This window comes from Mesorhizobium sp. WSM4842, from assembly GCF_055901575.1.
Genome location: NZ_CM148372.1, coordinates 1,457,572 through 1,480,365, shown reverse-complemented (window position 1 = coordinate 1,480,365; position 22,794 = coordinate 1,457,572). Strand labels below are relative to the sequence as shown.

Here is a 22,794-nt window from a genome sequence, read left to right as displayed (position 1 = left end):
TGATTTTGATGCGCTTTCCCGACACAAACGGAAACCGCCCGGCTTTTGCCGGGCGGTCTGCAAACCTGCTCTCGAAGTGATTACTTGGTGTAGACCGGTTCGGGTTCGTAGGCGATCGGCACCGGCTGGGCGCAGTCCGAGTTGCCGAACTGATAGCGCAGGCCGCCGCGCACTTCGTGCACATTGATGCCCTTGTCATAGCCGGGACCGACATTGCTGTCTGAAGCGTAATCGAACATCTTACCGCCTTCGATATGACTGAAGCGGTAGCCGACATCGAGCTTGACGCGATCAGTCAGGCAGTAGGATGCGCCCGCCATGGCAGCATAGGCAAAACGCCAGTCCTTGCCGCCATGATGCTCGAAATCGCCGTCGATATCGCTGTTGTGCAGCGTATCCCACTTGACCCAGGCGCCGCCGATGCCGGCACCGACATAGGGCGTGATGCCGTGCCAGGTGCCGATATCGACGTAGGCATTGGCCAGGAGCAGCAGCGCCGAATAGGACGAGGTGTCGGTCGAGGTGCAGGGCGTTTGATTAATGCCGCAGAAGCCGCTGGTCGAGCCACGGAAATCGGATTTGCTCATCCAGTCCAGAGTGAGATCGGTGCGAAAATGCTGGTTGATCTGGTAACCGACGCCGGCGCCGGCCGAGAAGGCGCCGTCCAACTCGCCGCTGTCGAAGCTGCCGGGATTCTGCGGCGGGGCCGCGCTATAAGTGATGTAGTCGCCGCCGCGGAACTCCGACCAGTGATAGTCGATGTCGCCGCGAATGTACCAGCCGCCATATTCGACCGGCGGCTCGTCGACCGGCAGCGGCGGAGCCGGCTCGACCACGGGCGGCTCGACGAAGTCGGCGGCGAACACTGGTCCGGCCGCGCCCGCGAGCAGCGCGGCAAAGAGGGCCGTTCTTGCTGTATTCAACATGCTTGTCACCCCTGAGAACCCTCGGCACAGCGAACGCGTCCGAATCTGATTGGCTTCAGTCGTGGATAATGAATTGGAAAAGTTAAAAGGCGTTTAACCTTATCGCTTAACCATGAATCTCTAAATCTTTCAGGATTTCGCGTCATTTCCCTGGATTAATTGGAATGCAACCCAATAAAAAAGCCCGCCGGGAGGCGGGCTTTCGAACTGGCAAAGCTGCAGGATCAGGCGGCGCTGCGCGTTTCCGAAATGACCCCGACAATGTCGTTGACGACGGCCTCGACCAATTGCTGGTCATCGCCTTCCGCCATGACGCGAATAAGTGGTTCCGTGCCGGATGGCCGGATGACCAGGCGCCCGGCCTTGCCCAGCCGGTGGCGTGCATCTTCGATCGCCGCCTTGACCGGGGCTTCCTCGAGCGGCTTGCCGCCGGAAATATGGACGTTCTTCAGCAGCTGCGGCACCGGCGCAAACTTCTTCGACAGTTCGCTGACCGGCCTGTTCTGCCGCTTGATGCAGGCGAGCACCTGGAGCGCCGAAACGAGGCCGTCGCCGGTCGTGGAAAAATCGGACAGCACGATGTGGCCCGACTGTTCGCCGCCGACATTCAGGCCGTGCGCACGCATGTGCTCGACGACATAGCGGTCGCCAACCTTGGTGCGGTGCAACTGCAGGTTCATGTCGCCGAGGAAGCGTTCGAGGCCGAGATTGGACATCACCGTCGAAACGACGCCGCCTCCGGCCAGCCGTCCGCTCTGATGCCAGGCCTCGGCGATCAGCGCCATGATCTGGTCGCCATCAACGATCGCGCCGTTCTCGTCGACGATGACGACACGGTCGGCGTCGCCGTCGAGCGCGATGCCGATATCGGCGCGCACTTCGTGCACCTTCCTCTGCAGGCCTGCCGGATGGGTCGAGCCGCACTCCTTGTTGATGTTGAAGCCGTTGGGCTCGACATTGATGGCGACGACCTCGGCGCCGAGTTCCCACAGCGCCTCGGGCGCCACCTTGTAGGCAGCGCCATTGGCGCAATCGACGACGATGCGGAGGCCCGACAGTGACATCGACCGTGGCAGCGTGCGCTTGGCGAATTCGATGTAGCGGTCATGAACGCCGTCGACGCGCTTGGCGCGGCCGAGCCCGTCCGAATCGGCGAGCGCCAGGTCGATATCCTTGTCGAGCATCCCCTCGATGCGCTCCTCGATCTCGTCGGAGAGCTTGTAGCCATCTGGGCCGAACAGCTTGATGCCGTTGTCGTAGTAAGGATTGTGCGAGGCCGAGATCATCACGCCGATGTCGGCGCGCAACGAGCGTACCAGCATGGCGACCGCGGGCGTCGGAATCGGGCCGAGCAGGAACACGTCCATGCCGGCGGCGCACAGGCCCGACACCATCGCATTCTCGATCATGTAGCCGGAAAGCCTGGTATCCTTGCCGAGCACGACCCGGTGGCGATGGTTGCCGCGCTGGAACGAAAGGCCGGCGGCCATGCCGACCCTCATGGCGACCTCCCCCGTCATTGGAAACCTGTTGGCGCGCCCGCGAATGCCGTCCGTACCGAAATAACTTCCTGCCATGCTAGCCAGCTTCCCGATGGTTCTTTTCCGGCACGTCATGCCACAAATTGGCCCGAGCCCTATCATCACAATGCATTATTGTACGTCGCCAATCCTTAGAAAATTGTTGGTTTGTGTGTTTTGTGTCACGCTAGTGTGTTGATTTGCCTGCTCCGGTTGTGGCAGCAGCCTTCAGGAACTTCAGACCGTATCTGCATTCTTTGGTGTGTCGTCAGTGTCCGGGCAATCAGGTCCGCCGCACCGGCCGACCCGATCAACCTGTCGTGAGGCCGTTCCTGACTGTGGCCGCTCTATACGCGTTTTCCGTGCAAACGCTCGGAAAAATTGCATCTGGCGGACAGTAGCTGCCGACGATTCCATCATTCTCTTGGAAATAACGCACTTTCAGGCGGCTTTTGCGCTATTTAGCATCTGGCGCAACCAGTCGTTGAGTGCTATTGCTTGCATGGGACATATCGTGAACACATGAGGGAGAAGACGCATGCTCATCCATCGACTTGCCACTTTGACGGGTCTTGCCGTCGTGACTTTATTCCTGGCGGCGCCTGCCAATGCGCTGACCATGGCCGAATGCAGCACCAAGTATAACGCGGCAAAGGACGCCGGAACACTTGGCGGCCAGAACTGGAACCAGTTCCGCAAGGCAGAATGCGGCACCGAGGCCGCCGCAGCCGACGCCACGCCAGCCAAGGCGGACAGCACCAGCGCTGCAACTATCGATGCGGCCGCTGCAGCGACGACCAAGGCAGCGGCAACTGTCAACGCCGGCAACGGCCTCAGCAGAGCGGATTGCAGCGCCAAATATCAGGCGGCCAAGACCGGCAACACGCTGAACGGCATGAAGTGGAACGACTTCCGCATGAGCCAGTGCGGTGCCGGTGCTTCCGACGACACCGTGCCGGCAGCCGATCAGGCAAGCCTCACCAGCCACCCGGAAACGCCGACCCTCATCGCTCCCCAGGGAGTGACGTTTCCGAAGGCGATCTCCACCAAGTATAGCAGCGAAACTCCGGCCAAGGCCCGCATGCACACCTGCCGCGACCAGTACCACGCCAACAAGGATGCCGGGACGCTGGGTGGCCTCAAGTGGATCCAGAACGGTGGCGGCTTCTACAGCCTTTGCAATGCCGCGCTGAAGAGCTGATCGGCATCAACATTCGAAGATAGCAAGGCCCGCGAGCCGCAAGCTTCGCGGGCCTTTCTTGCTGCCGGCGATAAATTGCGCCTGCAGTGCTGAAGGTTTGTAAAAGCGGAAGTGACGGCCGATCTCCCCCCTTGCGTGGGAGATCGGCCCTCATCACGGCACCTCCTGAACGGAAAACGCCGCGGTCAACACCGCGGCGTTTTCGAAATCAACCTCTTGGGCGGGCCTAGCTTGACGGCTGAGGCTCCATGCCGCCTTCGGGCTCCGGGCCCTTCTTGCGGCGGCTGCCGGACTTCGGCACGGCCGAGCCACGGCTCGGAGGCGTGTCGTCGCCGAGATCGCGGGCGGGCTTGTGGCCGGCGATCAACTGCTTGATCTCCTCGCCGGACAGCGTCTCGTATTCCAAAAGCCCCTGCGCCAGCGCGATCCATTCCTTCTTCTTCTTGGTCAGGATGGATTTCGCCGTCGAATAGGCCTCGTCGATCAGCCGGCGCACTTCGGCGTCGATGATCTGCGCCGTCTCTTCCGAGACGTTCTGCGTGCGCGCCACCGAATGGCCGAGGAAGACCTCTTCCTGGTTATCGCCATAGGCGACATGGCCGAGCTTGTCGGAGAAGCCCCAGCGCGTGACCATGGCGCGTGCCAGCTTGGTTGCCTGCTCGATGTCCGAGGAGGCACCCGAGGTGATGTTCTCCTTGCCGAACTTGAACTCCTCGGCGACGCGGCCACCCATCATGATGGCGAGGCGCGAGATCATGTATTTGTAGCTCATCGAATAGCGGTCGCCTTCCGGCAGCTGCATGACCATGCCAAGCGCCCGGCCACGCGGGATGATGGTCGCCTTGTGCAGCGGATCGGCCGACGGCACGTTCAGCGCCAGAATGGCGTGGCCGGCCTCGTGATAGGCGGTGAGTTCCTTCTCGGCCTGGGTCATGGCCGACGAGCGGCGCTCGGCGCCCATCATGATCTTGTCCTTGGCGTCCTCGAACTCGGCCATAGTGACAAGGCGCTTGTTGCGCCGCGCCGCCATCAGGGCGGATTCGTTGACGAGGTTCATCAGGTCAGCTCCGGAAAAGCCCGGCGTGCCGCGTGCAATCACCTTGAGGTCAACATTGGGCGCCAGCGGCACGTTGCGCACATGCACCTTCAGGATCTTCTCGCGGCCGACGATGTCGGGATTCGGCACCACCACCTGGCGGTCGAAACGGCCGGGCCTGAGCAGCGCCGGATCGAGCACGTCCGGCCGGTTGGTGGCGGCGATCAGGATGATGCTTTCGTTGGATTCGAAGCCGTCCATTTCGACCAGCAACTGGTTCAGCGTCTGCTCGCGTTCATCGTTGCCGCCGCCGAGGCCGGCGCCGCGATGGCGGCCGACCGCGTCGATTTCGTCGATGAAGATGATGCAGGGCGCATTCTTCTTGGCCTGATCGAACATGTCGCGGACGCGGCTGGCGCCAACGCCGACGAACATCTCGACAAAGTCCGAGCCGGAAATGGTGAAGAACGGCACGTTGGCCTCACCGGCGACCGAACGGGCAAGCAGCGTCTTGCCGGTTCCGGGAGGGCCGACGAGCAGCACGCCGCGCGGGATCTTACCGCCAAGCCGCTGGAACTTCTGCGGATCACGCAAAAATTCGACGATCTCTTCCAGATCTTGCTTGGCTTCGTCGACGCCGGCAACGTCCTGGAAGGTGACGCGGCCATGCGCTTCGGTCAAAAGCTTGGCCTTCGACTTGCCGAAACCCATGGCGCGGCCGGAGCCGGATTGCATCTGGCGCATGAAGAATATCCAGACGCCAAGGATGAGGATCATCGGCAGCCAGGAGATGAGATAGCCGAACAGCGAATTGGAACCGTCGGATTCGGGGCGCGCGTTGATGGTGACGTTCTTGTCCTGGAGTCTCGAAACCAGCGACGGATCACCCGGCGAATAGGTCTGGAAGCCGGTAGAGGTGTCGGTATAGGTGCCCGAGATGCGGGCACCCGCTATGGTCACCGTCTTGACCCGGCCGGCCGCGACATCCTGCAGGAACTGCGAATAGGGGACATCGCTCGCTGCTCCGCGCGTCTGCGGCGTCTGGAACAGATTAAAGAGAGCGATGAGCAGGACCGCTATGATCGCCCAGAGCGCGAGATTGCGATAATTCGGATTCATCAATTGTCCCGTTGGCGTCCGCTGGCGGACACGCGTCGTGAGAGGAAACTTGGGTCTAACATAGGGATGGCGCCTTCCCTTGCCAAGCAGAACAGCATGTCGCGGTTAAGCTTTCGCCCATGATCAACCGGCAGTGTGGCCGCTGAAAGGCGAGGCAGGAAGAACCGGCGCACCGATCAGCGCGGCGACCGTTCCGGCCGGCGTCAGATCGAATGACGGCAGGAAGCGGGCAAAGGGCGCGACGACCGGCCATACCGCCATTCCTGGCAATCCCGGGCTGTCCTGCGCCGAACCGAGGCATTCGCCAAGATATTCGCTTGCGCGCCACAGCACCGGCTCGGCCGCCAGAGCCGCGCGGACAAGGCTTGGCGGCGTGCCGTCTTCGGCAATTGCCTGTTTTGCGGCACGAGCCGCGCCGAGCGGCGCGATCAAAAATGCACGGGGTTCGTCGCCCAATGTGATCCTCCGGCGGCCGTCCCAGAGGGCATTGTCCACGGCAGGAGCGGCGGGCGGCAGGTTGCGGGTTTCGCGACGCAGGAAGATGCCGGCACGCCGTGCATCGATCACCGTCCGCGACAATGTAGCGCAAAATGGCGCGGTCCTCAGCCGGTTGAGCAGCGCTTCGCTGCGAGCCTGGTCGGGCAGAAAGGCAACGCCGCCGACAGTCGCCAGCAGGATGCGCAGCGCGTAGACGGCCGCCGGCTCGTCGCCGGCCGTCGCAAAGCCCGGATCGAGACGGATAAGGCCGGCGGCGGGCCTGCTGGCAAAGCCACGGATCAGCGCGGCGGCGTGATGGCCAAGCTGTTCGCGCTCGACCGCAGCCCGCGCGGCCAGCGCCACCGCGTCTTCCACGCGCTGCGCGCCATTGCCGTCGGCAAGCGCTGCGCGGATACGCGGCCGCTCGAAAGCCTCGTCTTCATTGGTCGGGTCTTCGGCCCAGCCGACATTTGCGCGCCGCAGGACTTCGCGCAGCGCCGCACGTCGTGTGCCGAGAAGCGGCCGTGCGATCCAGATCCGCCAATCATAGAGGGTGGCCGGTGCCATGCCGGCAAGGCCTCGCCCCTCTTCGCGTGCCCCATAGCCGCGCGCGTGCCGCATCAGCACGGTCTCGGCCTGGTCGTCGGCAGTGTGGCCGGTCAGGATCAGGCCGATACCTTCCGCCTGCGCTGCCTCTGCCAGCAGCCGGTAGCGGGCCTCACGCGCGGCAGCCGGCAGGCCGGTCGACGGCTTGCGTCCGGACCAGACCAGGATGCGGTGGGCAATGCCGCGCCCGGCACAAAGCCTGGCCACGGCTTGCGCCTCAGCGGCCGCGCCCGGCCGCAGACCGTGATCGATCGTCACAGCCAGCAATTTCGTTGCGGGCGCGGTACGGTCGAGGTGATCTTTGAGGAGAAGGAGAAGGGCGGTCGAGTCGCTGCCGCCGGACACGGCCGCAACAGCGCCGTTGGTAAAATCGATCTGCGAAAAAACCGAAAGGTCAGGCTCGGTTTCGAGCATCAATGCATGTCGCCCAAAAGTGGCCCCGGTTTTGGGGCAACGACATGCAAGAAAAAAACTAGCACGCCGCGAGCGCCCTTTCCTGCTTGACGCGTTCCTTGAGCGCGCCGGAAACGTTGGGATAGCGCTTGCCGATCTCGCCGAAAGTGGCGCAGGCCACGTCGCGCTGGTTCAATCCGACCAGCGACACACCGAGCTTCAGCAGCATGTCGGGAGCCTTCTTGGCCTTCGGATAATCCTTGCTGGCGGCGAGGAAGGTCTCGGCCGCGTCGCGGTATTTCTGCTGGCCGAGCAGTGACTCACCCAGCCAGTAATGCGCGTCCGCCGTCTTGGCGTCCTTGGGGAAGCGGGCGATGTGGTCGCGAAAACCCTGTTCGGCAGTGCCGTAGTCGCCCGACAAGATGAACTGATAGGAGTTGCGGTAAAGCTCCTCCGGGTCGTCGGTGGCGGGCAGTGCCGCAACCACCGTATCGTCGGACTTGCCGGCCTGCGTGCCGGCGGCCTGGTCGCCGGCGCCTTGGGCGCCGGTAGCAGGAGCGGTGTTCTGCGCCGGTGCATGTGCCTGCGTGTTGCCGTCGGCGTCGATCACATTGCCGTTCTTGTCGACCGTGATGGTGCCGAACGTCTTCGGCGGCGTGCCCTGGATCACCGTGCCGGGTTCGCCTGTCGGCGATTCGACGATGACCTCCCCGCTCTGGTCGCCGGCTGGCGATGTGCCCGCATCGGCCGGCGCGTGCGTCGCCGGAGCCTCGGCGACGCTGCTGTCGGGGTTGGTGGTGGCGTCCGACTTTTTCTGCTCGGCTGGTTGCTGCGCGCCTTGCGAACCGCCTTCCAGCTGCTGGAAGCGGAACTCGTTGTCTTCCTGCTGCTTGCGGATCTGCTCCTGCATCTGCAGCACCTGGAAGTTGAGTTCCTCAATCTTGCCGTTCATCTGGCGGAGCTGTTCCTCCAGCGCCGTAGTGCCGGTGCCATCCTGCGCAAATTGAGCCTGATCCGGTTTCTTTTTTTCACCGAAAATGCCCGGCTTTTCACCGAAAATGCCGAGCGTCGGCAGGCGGAAGGAAAAACCGCTTTTTTCTGCAGCTTGCTCATTGCCGATTGCCCCGGTACCGCCACCAAGTGCAGCGACGCTTGATACGAGCAGCAGCGCAAGCGTGCCGCTCAAGACCGATCTGAAATGCATGTGCCTCTCGCCGTGAATTGTTTGCCTGTTGCATGCCTTCCGATCGGTGTGGGACCGTCAGGCGCCTCGGCTCTTACCAGGACGCAGGACTTCGGCCAAATTTTGTTTCAAGTTCCATATCCGGGGCGCCGGACATGAAAAAGGCGGCCGCGGCCGCCTTTCGCACATATGTGTTGCATTTCTGCCGATCAGGAATTGCCGATCAAGAACCGGCGCCGCTGATCGTGGTGACGGCGCGGCGGTTCTGCGACCAGCAGGAAATGTCGTCGCAAACCGCGACCGGACGCTCCTTGCCGTAGGAAATGGTCTTCAGGCGCTGGGCGGAAACACCCCTGGCGACGAGGAAGTCGCGGGTGGCCGCGGCCCGGCGGGCGCCGAGCGCCAGATTGTATTCGCGCGTGCCGCGCTCGTCGGCATGGCCTTCGATGACGATGGCATACTGCCTATACTGATTCAGCCACTGCGCCTGGCGCGAAAGCGTCGTCTGCGCGTCGGCGCGGATCGAGGACGAATCCGTGTCGAAGAAGATGCGGTCGCCGATGTTGACGGTGAAGTCCTGCGCCGATCCGGGCGTTGCCGCCCCGGCGCCACTGAGACCAAGATCGGCGGCGCTGTTCAGGTTCTTCTTCGAGGCGCAACCGGCGATGGCGAGCAACGCCACCAGCGCGATCATCGCCGGGTTTCTGGTAAGTGCTGCGATACGGCCCATGCCGCCTCTCCTTCGCAATTCGAGTGATTTCGTTGATCGTCCAGTAACCACGTTTGGGTTAACCGGCGTTCAAGAAACACGGTTAAAATTTGGTTTCGGCTGCCGTCCGCAGCCGTTTTGCCAGACGCCACCAGTGGGGCAACAATGTGCGCGGACCCTAGGCGGAAATGCGGCTGAAACGCGACCAAGCCGTGGAAAGAGCGAATTGAAGAGTTGAGGAATCCGTTTTCTTCAATTCTTCAATTCTTCATTTCTCCAACTCCTCACTTACTCGAGCAGCGGCGACCAGGCCGGGTCCGATGCGAAATTGGCGGTCGGGATCGACTGTTCGTTGCGGCCGGTGAGATCGACCGAAACGAGTTTCGGCCCGCCGGCTGAATCGCGGAAGAACATCAGCACCCGGCCGTTGGGCGCCCAGGTCGGCCCCTCCTGCTGGAAGCCGGTCGAGAGGATGCGCTCGCCCGAACCGTCGACACGCATGACGCCGATCTGGAACTCGCCGGCGGTTTGCTTGGTGAAGGCGATGAGATCGCCGCGCGGCGACCATACCGGCGTCGAATAGACACCGTCGCCGAAGGAGATGCGGGTCTGGCCCGAACCGTCGGCGCCCATCACATAAATCTGCGCGCGGCCGCCGCGGTCGGAGGTGAACACCACCTTGCTGCCATCCGGCGAATAGGACGGCGAGGTGTCGATGGCCGTCGAATTGGTGAGCCTGGTCGTCGAGCGGCTCCTCAAATCCATGGCGAAGATATTGGAATTGCCGTCGTCGCGCAGCAGGCTCATGATCACCTTCTGGCCGTCGGGCGAGAAGCGCGGCGCAAAGGTCATGCCGGGAAAGTCGCCGACCAGTTCGCGCTGCCCGGTCTCGATCTGCAGCAGATAGACCTTCGGCTGGCCGCTTTCATAGGACATGTAGGTGATTTCCTGCCGGCTTGGCGAGAATCGCGGGGTCAGCACGATCGACCTGCCATCCGACAGATAGCGGATATTGGCGCCGTCCTGGTCCATGATGGCGAGGCGCTTCTTGCGCGCGTTCTTTGCGCCCGATTCGTCGATGAAGACGACGCGCGTGTCGAAATAGCCTTTCTCGCCGGTCAGCCGCTCATAGATGGCGTCGGCGATGATGTGGGCGACGCGCCTCGTATTGGCATCGTTGGCGAAGAACTGCTCGCCGGACAATTGCTGGCCGGCAAAGGTATCCCACAACCGGTACTGGGCACGGACGCGGCCATCAGCCTCCTTGCTGACGCTGCCGGTGACCAGGGCCTGGGCATTGATCACTTTCCAGTCCTCGAAACGGGGCGCGGCATCCGGATTGGCGATCTTTTCGATGAAAGCGCTCTTGTCGATCGGCGCGAACAGGCCGGAGCGCTTCAGGTCTGCGCTGACGATCTTCGAGATCTCCGCCCCCAACGCATCGCCGCCCTGGAAATCGGTGATAGCGATCGGCAGAGGCTCGATATTGGGTTCAGTCAAGTCGAGTTGGACCAACGCCTTTGCCGGCAGTGTAACCAGCGCGCTCATGCCGGCCGCAATCGTGCCGATCAGCATCAGCGTCGTAAGGAACTTCTTCATTCGTTCAGCCTCGTTGTTCTCTCGGCAAATCAGTACATGTCGCTGGGGATGAAATTGACCTCGACCTCGTTCCATCCCAATTCACCGTCATATTTTGCGACGGGGAGATTGTAGGGCGCACATCGCAGCACTGCGCGCCGCGCTGCTTCCGAGGCGACGCGGGAGCCCGTTGAGCCATCGCCCCCGGACGCGACTTCCGGAGCGCTGTCGATCTCGCCATTTGGGGTGAGCTTCATCCTGATGGTGACTTTTTGGCTATCGCCATCGAATGTCCCGGGCGTCACACTCCAGCAGCGTTTGATCTGAGCCTTCAAGCCATCAAGCTCGCTCTGCGAGAGCTTGGTGCCTTGGTTCTTTTCGCCGCCGAGCGATGCCTGCTGGGTCGAGCGCTTGGCGCCGCCGCCAGACGGCTTCTGCTTGTCGAGAAGAGCGGAAATCTCATCGGCATTGAATTGCTTGTCGTCCGACTTCGGCCTGGACGACGCTTCCTTGACCGGCTTGTCGGCGTCCTTGCGCTCCGGCGCCTTGGCGCTTTCGGCCTTGGCCGGCTGCGGCTTTGGCCGCGCCTGCGGGGCCGGCGCAGAGTCCGGAAGCTGCGTCTCCTCGATTGGCGGTTCCTTGGCAATCGCTTCGGCGACGGCGTCCGGCTTGACCTCAGGCTTCGGGTCAATGGCGGCGGTCTTGTCCTGCGGCGGCGTGGGCGTTGGCTCCTTGGCCGGCGTCGACTTGGGCTCGGTCTGCTTGACCGGTTCGGGCTTGACCTCTTCCTTCGGCTGCGGCACCGGCGCAACCTCCGTCGCGGGAATAGGCTGCGGCTTTTCCGGCGGCGTCGGCACGTCCTCGGTCTTCGGCTTCTCGACCGGGGTCGGCGCGGGTGGCGGAGCCGCCGTCATATCGACCGGCTTGGGCTTGGCCTCAGGCGTCGGCGGTTTGTCGGTGTCGACGCTGTTCTCGCCGACTTTCTGGGCGTCGGGAACGATGTCGGGACGCTGTGTCGGCAGCGGCGCCGGCTTTTCGTGCATCACGGCTTTCTTGTCGCCTTGCAAAACCTGCGAGACGGCCTCCATCGGCACGATTTCGACCGCGACCGACTCGACATCGGACGACGGAAGCGCAGCCGGCGCCGACAGCGTGAACAGGCCGAAGGCGAGCGCCACCGTATGCAGGATCACCGATGTGGTGAGGCCGGTCTTCATCTCGCGTCTATTGGTCCTGCTTCGGCAATGACATCAGGCCGATGTTCTTGTAGCCGGCGGCCGCGATCTGGGCCATCACCTCCATCGCGGTGCCGTAGTTCGTAGCCTTGTCGCCGTGGATGCGGATGCGCTCCTCGTAGCCGGTCTTGGAAATCGCCTGTAGTTTCGCGACCAGCTCCTCCAGCGGGATTTCGGTCTCCTGCAGGAAGATCTTACCCGTGGCGTCGATCGAAATAGTGATCGGCTGGGTATCGGCGTTCATCGCCTTGGCCTTCGTCTCGGGCAGATCGACCGGAACACCGACCGTCAGCAGCGGCGCCGCGACCATGAAGATGATCAAGAGCACCAGCATCACGTCGACCATCGGCGTGACGTTGATCTCCGATATCAAGGCGTGATGGCGGCCGCGCCGCCTGTGGCCGCGCCCGCCGCGTCCTCCGCCACCTGCGCTTACGGACATTCCCATGATCGTTCCTCAGGCCTTCTGCGCGACTTTTTCATCGATTTGGCGCGAGAGTATGGCGGAGAACTCATCCGCGAACCCTTCCATGCGCACCGCGATCTTGCTCGCGTCGGACGACAGCTTGTTATAGGCGATGACGGCCGGGATGGCGGCGAGCAGGCCGATGGCCGTCGCCAGCAGCGCCTCGGCGATGCCGGGCGCGACCACCGACAGGCTGGTGTTCTTCGAGGCGGCGATCGCCTGGAACGAGGTCATGATGCCGATAACCGTGCCGAACAGGCCGATGAACGGCGCCGCCGAGCCGGTGGTGGCGAGGAAGCCGAGCCGCCCTTCAAGCTTTTCCATCTCGCGGGTCAACGCCAGGTCCATCGCCTTGTCGATGCGGGTCTGCAGGCCGAGTGGCGATTTCGCGCCCTTTTCGAAGCTCTTCTTCCATTCGCGCATGGCGGCGACGAAGATGGCGCTCATGCCTGATGTCTTGCGGTCGGCGAGCGTGCGGTAGAGCTCTTCCAGCGACTGCCCCGACCAGAACACCTGTTCGAAGCGATTGAGCGCGAGCCGCATGCGGCCATAGGCGACGAGCTTGTCGACGATGATCGCCCAGGTCCAGATCGAGGCGCAGAGCAGCCCGATCATGACCAGCTTGACCACCCAGCCGGCCTGTATGAACAGCGCCCAAATCGACAAATGCGCGCCCGGTTCGGCGAGTGCGATATTTTCCATGGTTACGTCCTTAAGATTTTCCGGGCACGGCTGGCGGCTGGCCCATGGGCATCCCTTGTGGTCCGTTCGCGCAACGCTTGCGGAATAACCCCAAAATGCACCGTTGGCGGCGTTTTCGGGGCAAATCTTGGTGAAAGGAAGGCGCTGGATTCTCCAATCTTCACCACCCTCTTCATGAACCGTTATGGTTAAGGATGGGTTAGGACGGACAGCGCGGCGCATTGCCGCGCCTTGGGCGGACTCCCCTGGCACCGTAAGCCGATCATCGGCGTCAGTAACTTACCGATTTGCCTTGGGCATGAAGGCAGCGATCCATTCCTTCGGAAAACGCCTAGGCCGGCCGTTCTCGCCGATGATCGCCGCCTCGACCCGCGCCTCGACCAGCACCTCGCCGCCGCGCTTCAACTGCTGCGCCATGAAGATGCGGGCGCCCGAAATGTCCTCGGTGCGCGTTTCGATGGTCAGGATGTCGTCCATGCGGGCGGATCCACGGAAGTCGATCTCCATGCGCCGCACCACCCAGACTATTTTTTCGCCATGCTTGCCCTCGGCGAGCTCGGTGTGATGGACGCCGGCAAGCCTGAGATAATCGGAACGGCCGCGCTCGAAGAATTCGAGATAGCGCGCGTGGTAGACGACGCCGGAGAAATCGGTGTCGGCATAATAGACCCGCGCCATCAGCCGGTGGCCGAATTCCGTCAGCGCGCCGGAAAGCCCGGCGCAGAGCGTCGCCGATTCACCATGATCGTCCATTGCGCTTTCCTTTTTGGGCCTGACCGGGCACCTGAAGCACGACGCGCTTCAGGTGGTTGTTTCCGTGCGCGTCGTTGTCAAAAGACCGCTACACACTTTTGGGCGACACGCATTAACTTGGCGCATGAACCCCGATGGCATTGTTGACCGGGATGATCAAGACCCTGATGGCGGCGCTGCTTGTGCTGGCCGCGCTGGCGCTGCCGGGCGAGGCGGCGAGCTTTTCGATGAAGTGCGGCCTCAATCTCGACCAATGGGCGACCTGGCCTAGCGAGGACAAATGGGGCGACCGACAGGCAATCCTGCCCCATCCGGAATGGCGCAAACTCCTCAGCGACGATGACCTTAAGGCGCTGAAGAGCGCCGGCTTCGAATAATACGGCAATGCCTATGTGATGCCGCCCAACTACCGCGCCGCTTATGTCAGCGACATGATCGCGCGCGCGGAAGCCCATGGCTTTGCATGGTCGGTCTGGAGCCATGGCGGCGCCTTCGGCATCGTCGACGCGTTTGATGGCGACAAGGCCGAGCCGGATGTGATGGACGCGATCAAGTCACTTCATTGACGGTCAGGCTGAACCCAGTTCGATCGAAAGAATCTCTGGGCGCATCCCAAAACGCACCGGCAGAATGCTGAAACCGAGCCCTCCGGAGACGATCAGGTGCCGGTTCTCCTCCACGACATGGCCATAGGCAAAACGGTTGCCGAAGCGGGATGGCACGACCGGAGAATAGCCGAACAGCCGCACCTGTCCGCCATGGGTATGACCCGAAAGAGTCAACGATACCCGTGACGGGACCTTCGGGAATATGTCGGGCTCATGTGCCAGCAGAATAACGGGAGCCGTGTCGCTTACTTTTGCCAGCGTGCCGCGCAGGTCGTCCAGTCCTTTGAATCCGCTGCGGCCCCAGGTTTTGCCCGGCCGCAGCGCAAGTTGGTCCGCAAGCCCGGCGATCCAGAAGCCATGCCCGTCCTTTTCCAGGCGCACCGCATCGTTTTCCAGGACCGGGATGCCGGCGCGCTCGAGCGCCCTGCGCGCCACCGTCGGCCCGAACCCGGCCTTTTGCGCGGAAAGGTCCTCCCACCAGTCGTGATTGCCAAGGATTGACCACACGCCGAGCGGCGCCCTCAGGCCGGACAAGGCCGGCGCCCATTCGGAGGAATTCACCCAGTCCGTAACCAGGCGTGTGCCGGCTGCATAGTCGCCAAGCAGGACAATCAGATCCGGCTGCAGGGTGTTCGCCCGTTCGGCAAGCGACCTGATCCGCTCCGGCGTCATCCATGGCCGGCATGCATGAATATCGGCGAGAGCGACAACCCGAAGCCGCAATCCTGCAGGCCAGTTTGGCGGCGTCAATGAATAGCGCTTTACATGCGTCAGCAACATCGGCTCGAGGCCAACCGCATAAGCGCTGAGCGACACCGCCGATAACAACGAACCGCCGATGAGGCGCAGGAAGCCACGTCTGGTGATCATCGCTCAGCTCCGTCATTCGCGGGATCGTCGTCCCACAGCGCGAGGCTTCGCGTTAAAATCCGCAAATGTGCCGGCAAGCTGACCAGGATTAGGAGATTTTGCGCAGCTAAAGCATCGGACCCAAAAGTGGGTACCGGTTTTGGGAAAATCCGGTGCTCAAACATTGAGATAGAGCCCCATCCCGCTGTCGGGATGGACCAGGCTCAAAGCGCGCCGCGTTTGAAAGGATTCACGCGACGCGCTTCAAATGTTTGTTTCCATGCAGGTCGTTGCCCCAAAACCGCTGCGCACTTTTGGGCGACATGCATCAGGGCGTGGCTGGCGCCGCTGTCTTCATTGCGTCGGCATCCGCGACCTTCTGCATCGTGTTGATGCTGACATGGGGCCATCTTATCAGGCCCGGCAGACCATCGCGACGCGGGAAGAAATCGAGAAGCACGATTTGCAGATATTGCAGAATGAGGCGCGGCGTTCCCGCGGGCGTCAGCTCGTCCAATTCCATTATCCAGAAAGTCGAAATCATTTCGGCCGCGTTGGCCTGCCTTACGATGAAGGGAATATTGACGATCCCGGCGGTCTCGACAGTCGTGCTGACCTGCAGCTTTGTCGTTCTGGTTACGGTTCCCGGAGCGCCGCCGACAAGAAGCAGATGTGGCTTCACCGGATCGAAACCCGGAAAGGTGGGATCGGCCACAACACCCTTGAACGGAGCGAGATGAAAATGATTGTAGGGCGCCAGATAGGGACTGGTGAGATTCTGTTTGACGCCTATCGGCAACCCATTGATTGGCGGAATTGTCGGTGGCCCGTTGGTGACCTCGCCCGCACCCAATGCAAGCAGTGAGTCGCCGTGCGGAATGGTCCCAAGGCGTCCAATGTTGCTGGTTTTCTCTGCCTCATTGGTCATGAACAACCAAAGGCCCGGCTCGTGGTGAATCGTCGTGTTCGGATCTCCCTGCAGGCCGCTCGCCGGAAAATCGTCGGCAAGCAACTGCTCGATCCGTTGCTCGTAATCCAGTGCGACCACGACCTGGTCGGTGTTGATCGAAGTTCCGTTCCTCTGGATGCCGCGATTCTTGACGCCCTTGTCCACCAAAGTGAATTTGAGCACCTCATCATATTGATTGACCAGGAGCCGGTAGTCGATCCCGCTGCCCGATGAAGCGAATGGCAAAGCGATCGCATTCCAGCCACGCCCCTTCATGCCCGGGTCATTCTTCCACGTTCCAGGAAGTAACTTGAGTACATCGAGATCGCTATCACCCTGTCTGGCGATATCGATGTAGCGGGGTTCTGTCTTAAGCTCGGTCACTCTGCTTGCCGCAATCATAGCTTCCCCCTGCCATATTGAACAATTGACAATATACTTCTTCGCCGCTGTCAGCGGCGTAGAAGGCCAGGACTTCAATGCATATAGTTATGCGTGAGCGCTTAATGTCGCATATTACGCGGTGCCTGAAATAACGCTATACTATTTGAAAAAAGTCAAATCGAAATTTGACTGAACTTCTATGGTTAAGAAATGAGCAGCATGATGAGGATTATAATCCTTGTCAATCATCACCTTGGACCCGACGAAGACACAGAAGCATTCGCGACTGAGAGGCGCCTGCAGACTTCGTCATTCCTCCTGGAACAGGCTGATCTGCTGCTGCGCCAGATCCTTCGGCGCGTCGAGTCCGAGATGCCGCCAGGCATTGGCGGTCAGCACGCGGCCGCGCGGCGTGCGCTGAATAAAACCCTGCTGGATCAGATAGGGCTCTATGATGTCCTCGATGGCGTCGCGCGGCTCGGAAAGCCCTGCCGCAATAGTCTCGATGCCGACCGGCCCGCCGCCAAAATTCCGCGCGATCATCGAGAGATAGCGGCGGTCGAGCGCGTCGAGGCCGAGCGCGTCGACCTCGAGCCGCGTCAGCGCCTCGTCGGCGATCTGGCGATCGACATGACCGTCGCCGGCGACTGATGCAAAATCACGCACGCGGCGCAAAAGGCGGCCGGCGATGCGCGGTGTCCCACGCGCGCGTCGCGCGATCTCCAGCGCGCCATCGTCGCCGAGCGGCATCGCAAGAATGCGGGCGCCGCGCCGCACGATCTGCTCCAGTTCCTCGACGGAGTAGAAATTGAGGCGGACTGGAATGCCGAAGCGGTCGCGCAGCGGGTTGGTCAAAAGGCCGAGCCGGGTGGTAGCGGCGACGAGGGTGAAGCGGGCAAGATCGATCTTGACCGAGCGCGCCGCCGGCCCTTCGCCGATGATCAGGTCGAGCTGGAAATCCTCCATCGCCGGATAGAGAATTTCCTCGACCGCCGGGTTGAGCCGGTGGATCTCGTCGATGAACAGCACGTCGCGGTCTTCGAGATTGGTGAGCAGAGCTGCGAGATCGCCGGCCTTGGCGATGACCGGACCGGAGGTCGAGCGGAAATTGACACCGAGCTCACGCGCCATGATCTGCGCCAGCGTCGTCTTGCCGAGGCCGGGCGGCCCGACGAACAGCACGTGGTCAAGCGCCTCGCTGCGGCCCTTGGCAGCCTCGATGAACACTTTGAGATTGGCCCGCACCGCCGCTTGGCCGACGAAGTCGCCGAGCGTCTGCGGCCGCAAGGTCTGCTCGGCATCCTCGCCGCGCTTGTCGGGAGCAATGAGGCGTGGCGAAAGGCTCATGCGGCCTTCCTTGCACAGGGCAGGGAACGGGACAAGCGCAGACTCACCGCGCCAGCTCCTTCAGCCCGAAGCGGATCAGCTTCGAAGCATCCGCATCCTCGCCGGCGCTCTTCAGCGCCGCCGCCACCGCATTGGCGGCGGTATCGCGCGAATAGCCGAGATTGACCAGCGCCGAGACGGCGTCGGTGATCGGCGCCGGCGCGACGCCATCGCCGAGTTCCTGCTTCAGGCCGATGGTGCCGGAGGCAGTGCCCGCATAGGCTGGCGCCTTGTTCTTCAGTTCGGTGACGATGCGCTCAGCCACCTTTTTGCCGACGCCGGGCGCGCGGCTGACCATGGCAATATCACGTAGCGCGATGGCATTGGCGAGATCGGCCGGCGCCAGCGTCGACAGAATGGCCAGTGCCACCTTGGCGCCGACGCCCTGCACATTGCTCATCAACAGCCGGAACCACTCGCGCTCCAGCACCGACTGGAAACCGTAGAGCCGCAGCATATCCTCGCGCACATAGGTCTCGATGAACAGCACCACCGCCTCGCCGGGTGCCGGCAAAGCGGCAAGCGTGCGCGCCGAGCAGTGGGCGACATAGCCGACGCCGTGCACATCGACGATGCAGAAATCCTCGTCGACCTCGTCCAGCGTGCCTTTGAGCTTGCCGATCATGTGTGGTCCCTCATGCCAGCGCCGCCATCCTGTAGACAACACTCTGCCGGTGATGCGCGTGGCAGATGGCAATGGCCAGCGCGTCGGCGGCATCGTCGGTGTCGAACGTCGCCTTCGGCATCAGCACCTTGACCATCATGTGGATCTGCTTCTTGTCGCCATGGCCGACGCCGATCACCGCCTTCTTGACGGCGTTGGGCGCATATTCGGCAACGACCAGACCGGCCAGCGCCGGCACCAGCATGGCGATGCCGCGCGCCTGGCCAAGCTTCAGCGTCGCCGCCGCATCCTTGTTGACGAAGGTCTGCTCGACCGCCGCCTCGTGCGGCATGGCGGTATGCAGGATCTCGGCAAGCCCGTCATGCAACTGGCAAAGCCGTGTCGCCAGCGCCGCCTTGTCGTCGGAACGGACGGTTCCGGAGGCGACGAAGCGCAGCGAATTGCCGAGGCTCTCGACGATGCCCCAGCCGGTGCGCCTCAGCCCCGGATCGATGCCGATAATGCGAATCGTTTCCCCCATCCACCAAGTCTACCCTTGGCGGACAGCGATGCCAGCGAAATGTGAACAAACCAGAAACAGGTTCTGGCTACGTCCAGGAGAGCCTCTAAGAGGCCGTTTCGAAAGTCGCTCCGGCGAGTCATATGGTGGTGGTTTCGAGAACCGGAGCGGAGCGGACATTTGGGTCCGTGAGCCCGCATGATCCCGAAAATCGGAGAGATTTTCGGAAAGGATCATGCGCAAAATCAAAAGTGCTACAGCGTCCTTTGTGCGTCCAAGAAGGACGCGCGGCGCTGTAGGTAAGCGCAGAAAAACGCCGTCAGATGGCCGCCGGAGTAGAGTTTCCAAACAGTCTCTCAGCCGCGGGCGAAAGCCGTGTTCAGCAGCGTGATCTGATCGGAAACCGGATTGACGGGGTGGCCGGATGGCGAGACCTCGGCCACGGCGCTGCCGTAGATTTCCTCGTCCATGCGACGCACCAGCGCCTGCAGGCGCAGCGAACGGTTGACGAGATCAAGAAAATCCTTGGGCAGTTCGACCCAGCCTGCCGCATCGTTGTTGGCGGAAGCGGTGTCGAGACGCACCTTGGATTTTTCGGAAGCAACCTGATCGCGGGTCATCTCGCCGGAATTCGCCGCGCGCTGCAAAAGCAGCCAGGAGGCGACCTGCATCAGCCTCGTGGTCAATCGCATCGATTCGGCCGCATAGAGCGTCGCCGCCAGCCTGGACAGTTTCTTCGCCTCGGCCCGGCCCTTGCCGTCCAGATATTCGGCCGCCTGCTCGACCAGGCCCATGCCTTCCTGGTAGAGCGGCTTGAAGGATTGGGAGAAAACCCGGCGCTCCGCCAGCTTGATGGTTTTCGCGCTTCCCTTCGAAGGATCGTTCATCGATACGCCCTGCACTTGCCTTACAGCCGGCCGAATCGGCGTCATCGCCGTCACGCCCTGCACCCTATATGACCGAGGGTTGAAAATGCGCTTCGCCGCCGGCGAAGGCAAGCACATGTTTAACAAACGGTTAATGGCGGCGCAGGCGTTGGCAATCCGGATCGCGGACAAAAAAAGAGCCGCGGATAAGGCGGCTCTCAGGAGTTTAACAGGGAGGCGTCAAACAAAGTGGCTCCAACCACTCGGTAAGAATCCAGATCACTGGATGCACATAGTAAACGCCTGTAAAGCTTAATGAAGCCTTAACGGCGCGGATATTTTTTGAACAAGCGTCGCCCGCCTGTGCCGTAACAGCACAATATTCAGGCCTTTTGGGCTTGAGCAAGCCGCTCGGCTTTCCAAACCACCGGTAGCGCGATGTAGGCGAACAGCAGCAATCCTGCGTAAAAACCCATCGAGGATGTTGCCACCAGCGGCTCGATCGCGGGGTTGCCGCCAAGCATGATGTAGAGGCCGATCAACAGGCCGATGCCACTGATTGCCGTCAACCAGAAATGAACGGTGGCAAGCCTCTTTTCCGCGACTGCCGGAAACAGATGGTAGAAGAAGGCGAACACCGCCGACATCAGCCATCCGGCCACCATGATGTGGGCGTGGGTCGGCATCTGGCCATGGTCCTGGCTGATCGCCATCTGAAGGCCGAGCGCCATCCCGAACATCGCGTAGATGACGGCCAGCGTGAAGAAATTTCGTGCTACCTTTTGCATAGTATCCCCCGATTTACCTTTTCCGTATTCGGAATGGGCTGAGTTCAGGCGGTTGATCCGCCACCGGGTCCCCGGCATCGGTGCATTAGCATCGGCAATGTTTCTGGACGATGCCGCATGGCGCCCGATCCCTCCCGGTGCTGTCAGAATAGCAGGAAACGGCGCGATGCGCTTGCGCAATCGTTGAACGATGCCGTTACGGCCGTGTCTCATCGGACGCCGAAACAAAGCTGCCTCCCGCGCGACATCGTTCCGAAACAGGCGCCGCGCTAAACGCCCCGCTCCTCGCAGCGAGATGGAGCAAAATGTGCGCCGCTCGCAATCGTCAAACACCCAAGGAGGCAACCATGGATTGGTACTCGATCGTCAAATTTCTGCACGTCCTCTCGGCGATCCTCTGGGTCGGCGGCGGCTTCACACTGATGGTGCTTGCGGTGCGCGCCGATCGCGCCGGAAACATCGAAGGCATGCTGCAGGCCATGCGCGCCACTGGCGAGCTGGGCAACAGGTTCTTCGCGCCGATGTCGATGCTGACGCTCGCCTTCGGCCTCATCATGTGCGGGTTCTGGGTCGGCTTCTCCGACCTGTGGATCCTGATCGGCCTTGCCGGCTATATGACGACCTTCTGCATCGGCATGTTCATCTTCAAGCCGACTGCCGACCGCATGGCGGGGATGATCGCCAAGGACGGCGTGACGCCGGCTGCCCTCGCCCAGGGCCAGCGCATCCTCAACGCTGCACGCATCGACTATTCGGTGATGCTGGTGATCATCGCCGACATGGTGCTGAAGCCGGCGCTGAACGATGTCACCATCCTGGGCTGCATGGCGCTGGTCCTGACCACCGGAATTGCTCTCGCCCTCGGCGGAACGCGTCGGTTGGTGCCGAGCGCCGCCTGAAATCTGCCGTGACGCTGACGGCGGCTCGGCTGCCGGCAGCTTCCATGGCCGGCAATCTAATGCATGTCGCGCAGAAAGTGTGCAGCGGTTTTGCGATAACGACATGCATAAAACAACAACCTAAAGCGCGTCGCATGAGGCCGGTCAAACGCGACGCGCTTTAGAGAAGGCCGGCAATCCCGTCCCACAGCAGCTTGACCGCGACGACCGCCACGGTCGCGTAGGTGAAGGGGTAGAACAGTTGCGGCCGCATCCGCCGGACCAGCCAGGCGCCGGCGATGGTCGAAAGCGGCGCCAGCGGTACCAGAACCGCCGACGCGGCCAGGTTGGTGGTGTCGAACTGTCCCAGCGCAAAATAGGGGATGAGCTTCAATGCGTTGGTGGCGGCAAAGAAGATTGCGGCGGTGCCCGACAGCACTTTCGGATCGAGCCGGATCGGCAGCGCATAGACCTGGAAGGGCGGGCCGCCGACATGGGCGACGAAGCTGGTGAACCCAGCGACCGTCCCCCAGAAAGCGGCAGCCGCGCGGTTGGGCTCGGCTGAGTGGCTCGCACCGTGCCGCATCTGTAGAAAGACCCAGCGAAGCACGAAGATCATGGCCACCGCGCCGACGATCAGCCGCACCATTTCCGCTGTCACCAGCGCCGCGGTCAGCCAGCCGAGGCCGATGCCGATCACCGCCCCCGGCATCATGTCTGCAAGCATCTTGCGGTCGTAGACACCCCACCATGTCCACACCGAGACGATGTCCATCAGGCACAGTATCGGCAGCAGGATGGCGGCTGCCTGCACCGGCGGCATGGCCAGCGCCATCAGCGGGACGCCGACGAAACCGACCGCACCGCCAAAGCCGCCCTTGGACAGACCGACCAGGATGACGGCTGGAATGGCGGTGGCATAGAACCAGGGATCGAGGAGAAGACCTGACATCGGTGGGGAGCAGTTGGAGGGAAAGCGTGTAGACGCTGGAATAGCCGATAAACCTTCGCGCCGCGACTGCAAATGTACACACAATGCGATGCGTCGTCAGTGCCGA

The 22,794-nt window shown here is 62.1% G+C and carries 23 protein-coding genes; 4 read left to right on the top strand and 19 right to left on the bottom strand.

Annotated elements, in window-relative coordinates:
- Positions 1–80: 80 nt before the first annotated feature.
- Together AC0NIE_RS07020 and glmM are read right to left on the bottom strand one after the other, a co-directional pair.
- Positions 81–926 (bottom strand): outer membrane protein, encoded by an 846-nt coding sequence (locus tag AC0NIE_RS07020; RefSeq protein ID WP_473486352.1) that lies wholly within the window; start codon positions 924–926, stop codon positions 81–83.
- Positions 927–1,150: 224 nt separating this feature from the next.
- Positions 1,151–2,503: a phosphoglucosamine mutase gene (gene glmM / locus AC0NIE_RS07015; protein WP_473486351.1), complete on the bottom strand. Its 1,353-nt coding sequence runs from the start codon at positions 2,501–2,503 to the stop codon at positions 1,151–1,153.
- 481 nt (positions 2,504–2,984) lie between these two features.
- Between glmM and AC0NIE_RS07010 the strand changes: the two genes are divergently transcribed.
- Positions 2,985–3,647, top strand: coding sequence for a hypothetical protein (locus AC0NIE_RS07010; protein WP_473486350.1), 663 nt, complete (start codon positions 2,985–2,987; stop codon positions 3,645–3,647).
- Between the two features lie 226 nt (positions 3,648–3,873).
- On the opposite strand, the gene ftsH is transcribed toward AC0NIE_RS07010, so the two are convergent.
- The 9 genes from ftsH to ybgC form a co-directional block, all read right to left on the bottom strand.
- Positions 3,874–5,802, bottom strand: coding sequence for an ATP-dependent zinc metalloprotease FtsH (gene ftsH / locus AC0NIE_RS07005; protein WP_065011263.1), 1,929 nt, complete (start codon positions 5,800–5,802; stop codon positions 3,874–3,876).
- A 123-nt stretch (positions 5,803–5,925) separates the two neighbouring features.
- Complete coding sequence (tilS, locus tag AC0NIE_RS07000) at positions 5,926–7,299, bottom strand: tRNA lysidine(34) synthetase TilS (protein ID WP_473486386.1); 1,374 nt, start codon at positions 7,297–7,299, stop codon at positions 5,926–5,928.
- A gap of 58 nt (positions 7,300–7,357) precedes the next feature.
- A complete protein-coding gene (gene ybgF / locus AC0NIE_RS06995) occupies positions 7,358–8,482 on the bottom strand; it encodes a tol-pal system protein YbgF (protein ID WP_473486349.1) in 1,125 nt (374 codons plus the stop codon).
- A 202-nt stretch (positions 8,483–8,684) separates the two neighbouring features.
- The gene (gene pal / locus AC0NIE_RS06990) at positions 8,685–9,191 is read right to left on the bottom strand and encodes a peptidoglycan-associated lipoprotein Pal (RefSeq protein ID WP_027152911.1); all 507 of its coding nucleotides are present in this window, start codon (positions 9,189–9,191) and stop codon (positions 8,685–8,687) included.
- 267 nt (positions 9,192–9,458) lie between these two features.
- Complete coding sequence (tolB, locus tag AC0NIE_RS06985; RefSeq protein ID WP_473486348.1) at positions 9,459–10,769, bottom strand: Tol-Pal system beta propeller repeat protein TolB; 1,311 nt, start codon at positions 10,767–10,769, stop codon at positions 9,459–9,461.
- A gap of 29 nt (positions 10,770–10,798) precedes the next feature.
- Positions 10,799–11,965, bottom strand: a complete 1,167-nt coding sequence (locus AC0NIE_RS06980; protein WP_473486347.1) for a cell envelope integrity TolA family protein — start codon at positions 11,963–11,965, stop codon at positions 10,799–10,801.
- 7 nt (positions 11,966–11,972) lie between these two features.
- A complete protein-coding gene (gene tolR / locus AC0NIE_RS06975; RefSeq protein WP_023719608.1) occupies positions 11,973–12,431 on the bottom strand; it encodes a protein TolR in 459 nt (152 codons plus the stop codon).
- Positions 12,432–12,440: 9 nt separating this feature from the next.
- The gene (tolQ, locus tag AC0NIE_RS06970; protein ID WP_473486346.1) at positions 12,441–13,151 is read right to left on the bottom strand and encodes a protein TolQ; all 711 of its coding nucleotides are present in this window, start codon (positions 13,149–13,151) and stop codon (positions 12,441–12,443) included.
- A 279-nt stretch (positions 13,152–13,430) separates the two neighbouring features.
- Positions 13,431–13,904 carry a tol-pal system-associated acyl-CoA thioesterase gene (gene ybgC / locus AC0NIE_RS06965; RefSeq protein ID WP_473486345.1) on the bottom strand — a complete coding sequence of 158 codons (474 nt, stop codon included), beginning with the start codon at positions 13,902–13,904 and terminating at the stop codon, positions 13,431–13,433.
- A gap of 134 nt (positions 13,905–14,038) precedes the next feature.
- Here ybgC and AC0NIE_RS06960 point away from each other — a divergent pair, with 134 nt between their 5' ends.
- Together AC0NIE_RS06960 and AC0NIE_RS06955 are read left to right on the top strand one after the other, a co-directional pair.
- A complete protein-coding gene (locus AC0NIE_RS06960; protein WP_473486344.1) occupies positions 14,039–14,281 on the top strand; it encodes a hypothetical protein in 243 nt (80 codons plus the stop codon).
- 18 nt (positions 14,282–14,299) lie between these two features.
- Positions 14,300–14,470, top strand: a complete 171-nt coding sequence (locus AC0NIE_RS06955) for a hypothetical protein (protein ID WP_473486343.1) — start codon at positions 14,300–14,302, stop codon at positions 14,468–14,470.
- 3 nt (positions 14,471–14,473) lie between these two features.
- On the opposite strand, the gene AC0NIE_RS06950 is transcribed toward AC0NIE_RS06955, so the two are convergent.
- The 7 genes from AC0NIE_RS06950 to AC0NIE_RS06920 all read right to left on the bottom strand — a co-directional run bounded on the left by AC0NIE_RS06950 (position 14,474) and on the right by AC0NIE_RS06920 (position 20,858).
- Positions 14,474–15,382: a metallophosphoesterase gene (locus AC0NIE_RS06950; protein ID WP_473486342.1), complete on the bottom strand. Its 909-nt coding sequence runs from the start codon at positions 15,380–15,382 to the stop codon at positions 14,474–14,476.
- Between the two features lie 307 nt (positions 15,383–15,689).
- The gene (locus AC0NIE_RS06945; RefSeq protein ID WP_473486341.1) at positions 15,690–16,694 is read right to left on the bottom strand and encodes a heme-binding protein; all 1,005 of its coding nucleotides are present in this window, start codon (positions 16,692–16,694) and stop codon (positions 15,690–15,692) included.
- A 309-nt stretch (positions 16,695–17,003) separates the two neighbouring features.
- On the bottom strand, positions 17,004–18,041 hold the full coding sequence (gene ruvB, locus AC0NIE_RS06940; RefSeq protein ID WP_027152903.1) for a Holliday junction branch migration DNA helicase RuvB: 1,038 nt from the start codon (positions 18,039–18,041) through the stop codon (positions 17,004–17,006).
- Positions 18,042–18,084: 43 nt separating this feature from the next.
- Positions 18,085–18,705 (bottom strand): Holliday junction branch migration protein RuvA, encoded by a 621-nt coding sequence (gene ruvA, locus AC0NIE_RS06935; RefSeq protein WP_473486340.1) that lies wholly within the window; start codon positions 18,703–18,705, stop codon positions 18,085–18,087.
- Positions 18,706–18,715: 10 nt separating this feature from the next.
- Positions 18,716–19,225 carry a crossover junction endodeoxyribonuclease RuvC gene (gene ruvC / locus AC0NIE_RS06930; RefSeq protein WP_473486339.1) on the bottom strand — a complete coding sequence of 170 codons (510 nt, stop codon included), beginning with the start codon at positions 19,223–19,225 and terminating at the stop codon, positions 18,716–18,718.
- Positions 19,226–19,560: 335 nt separating this feature from the next.
- Positions 19,561–20,091, bottom strand: coding sequence for a protease adaptor protein RcdA (gene rcdA, locus AC0NIE_RS06925; RefSeq protein ID WP_473486338.1), 531 nt, complete (start codon positions 20,089–20,091; stop codon positions 19,561–19,563).
- Positions 20,092–20,453: 362 nt separating this feature from the next.
- Positions 20,454–20,858, bottom strand: coding sequence for a hypothetical protein (locus tag AC0NIE_RS06920; protein WP_473486385.1), 405 nt, complete (start codon positions 20,856–20,858; stop codon positions 20,454–20,456).
- 347 nt (positions 20,859–21,205) lie between these two features.
- Here AC0NIE_RS06920 and AC0NIE_RS06915 point away from each other — a divergent pair, with 347 nt between their 5' ends.
- Positions 21,206–21,757 (top strand): DUF2269 family protein, encoded by a 552-nt coding sequence (locus tag AC0NIE_RS06915; RefSeq protein ID WP_473486337.1) that lies wholly within the window; start codon positions 21,206–21,208, stop codon positions 21,755–21,757.
- A 160-nt stretch (positions 21,758–21,917) separates the two neighbouring features.
- Here the strand turns inward: AC0NIE_RS06915 and AC0NIE_RS06910 are convergent, their stop codons facing one another.
- On the bottom strand, positions 21,918–22,688 hold the full coding sequence (locus AC0NIE_RS06910; protein WP_473486336.1) for a sulfite exporter TauE/SafE family protein: 771 nt from the start codon (positions 22,686–22,688) through the stop codon (positions 21,918–21,920).
- Positions 22,689–22,794: the final 106 nt, after the last annotated feature.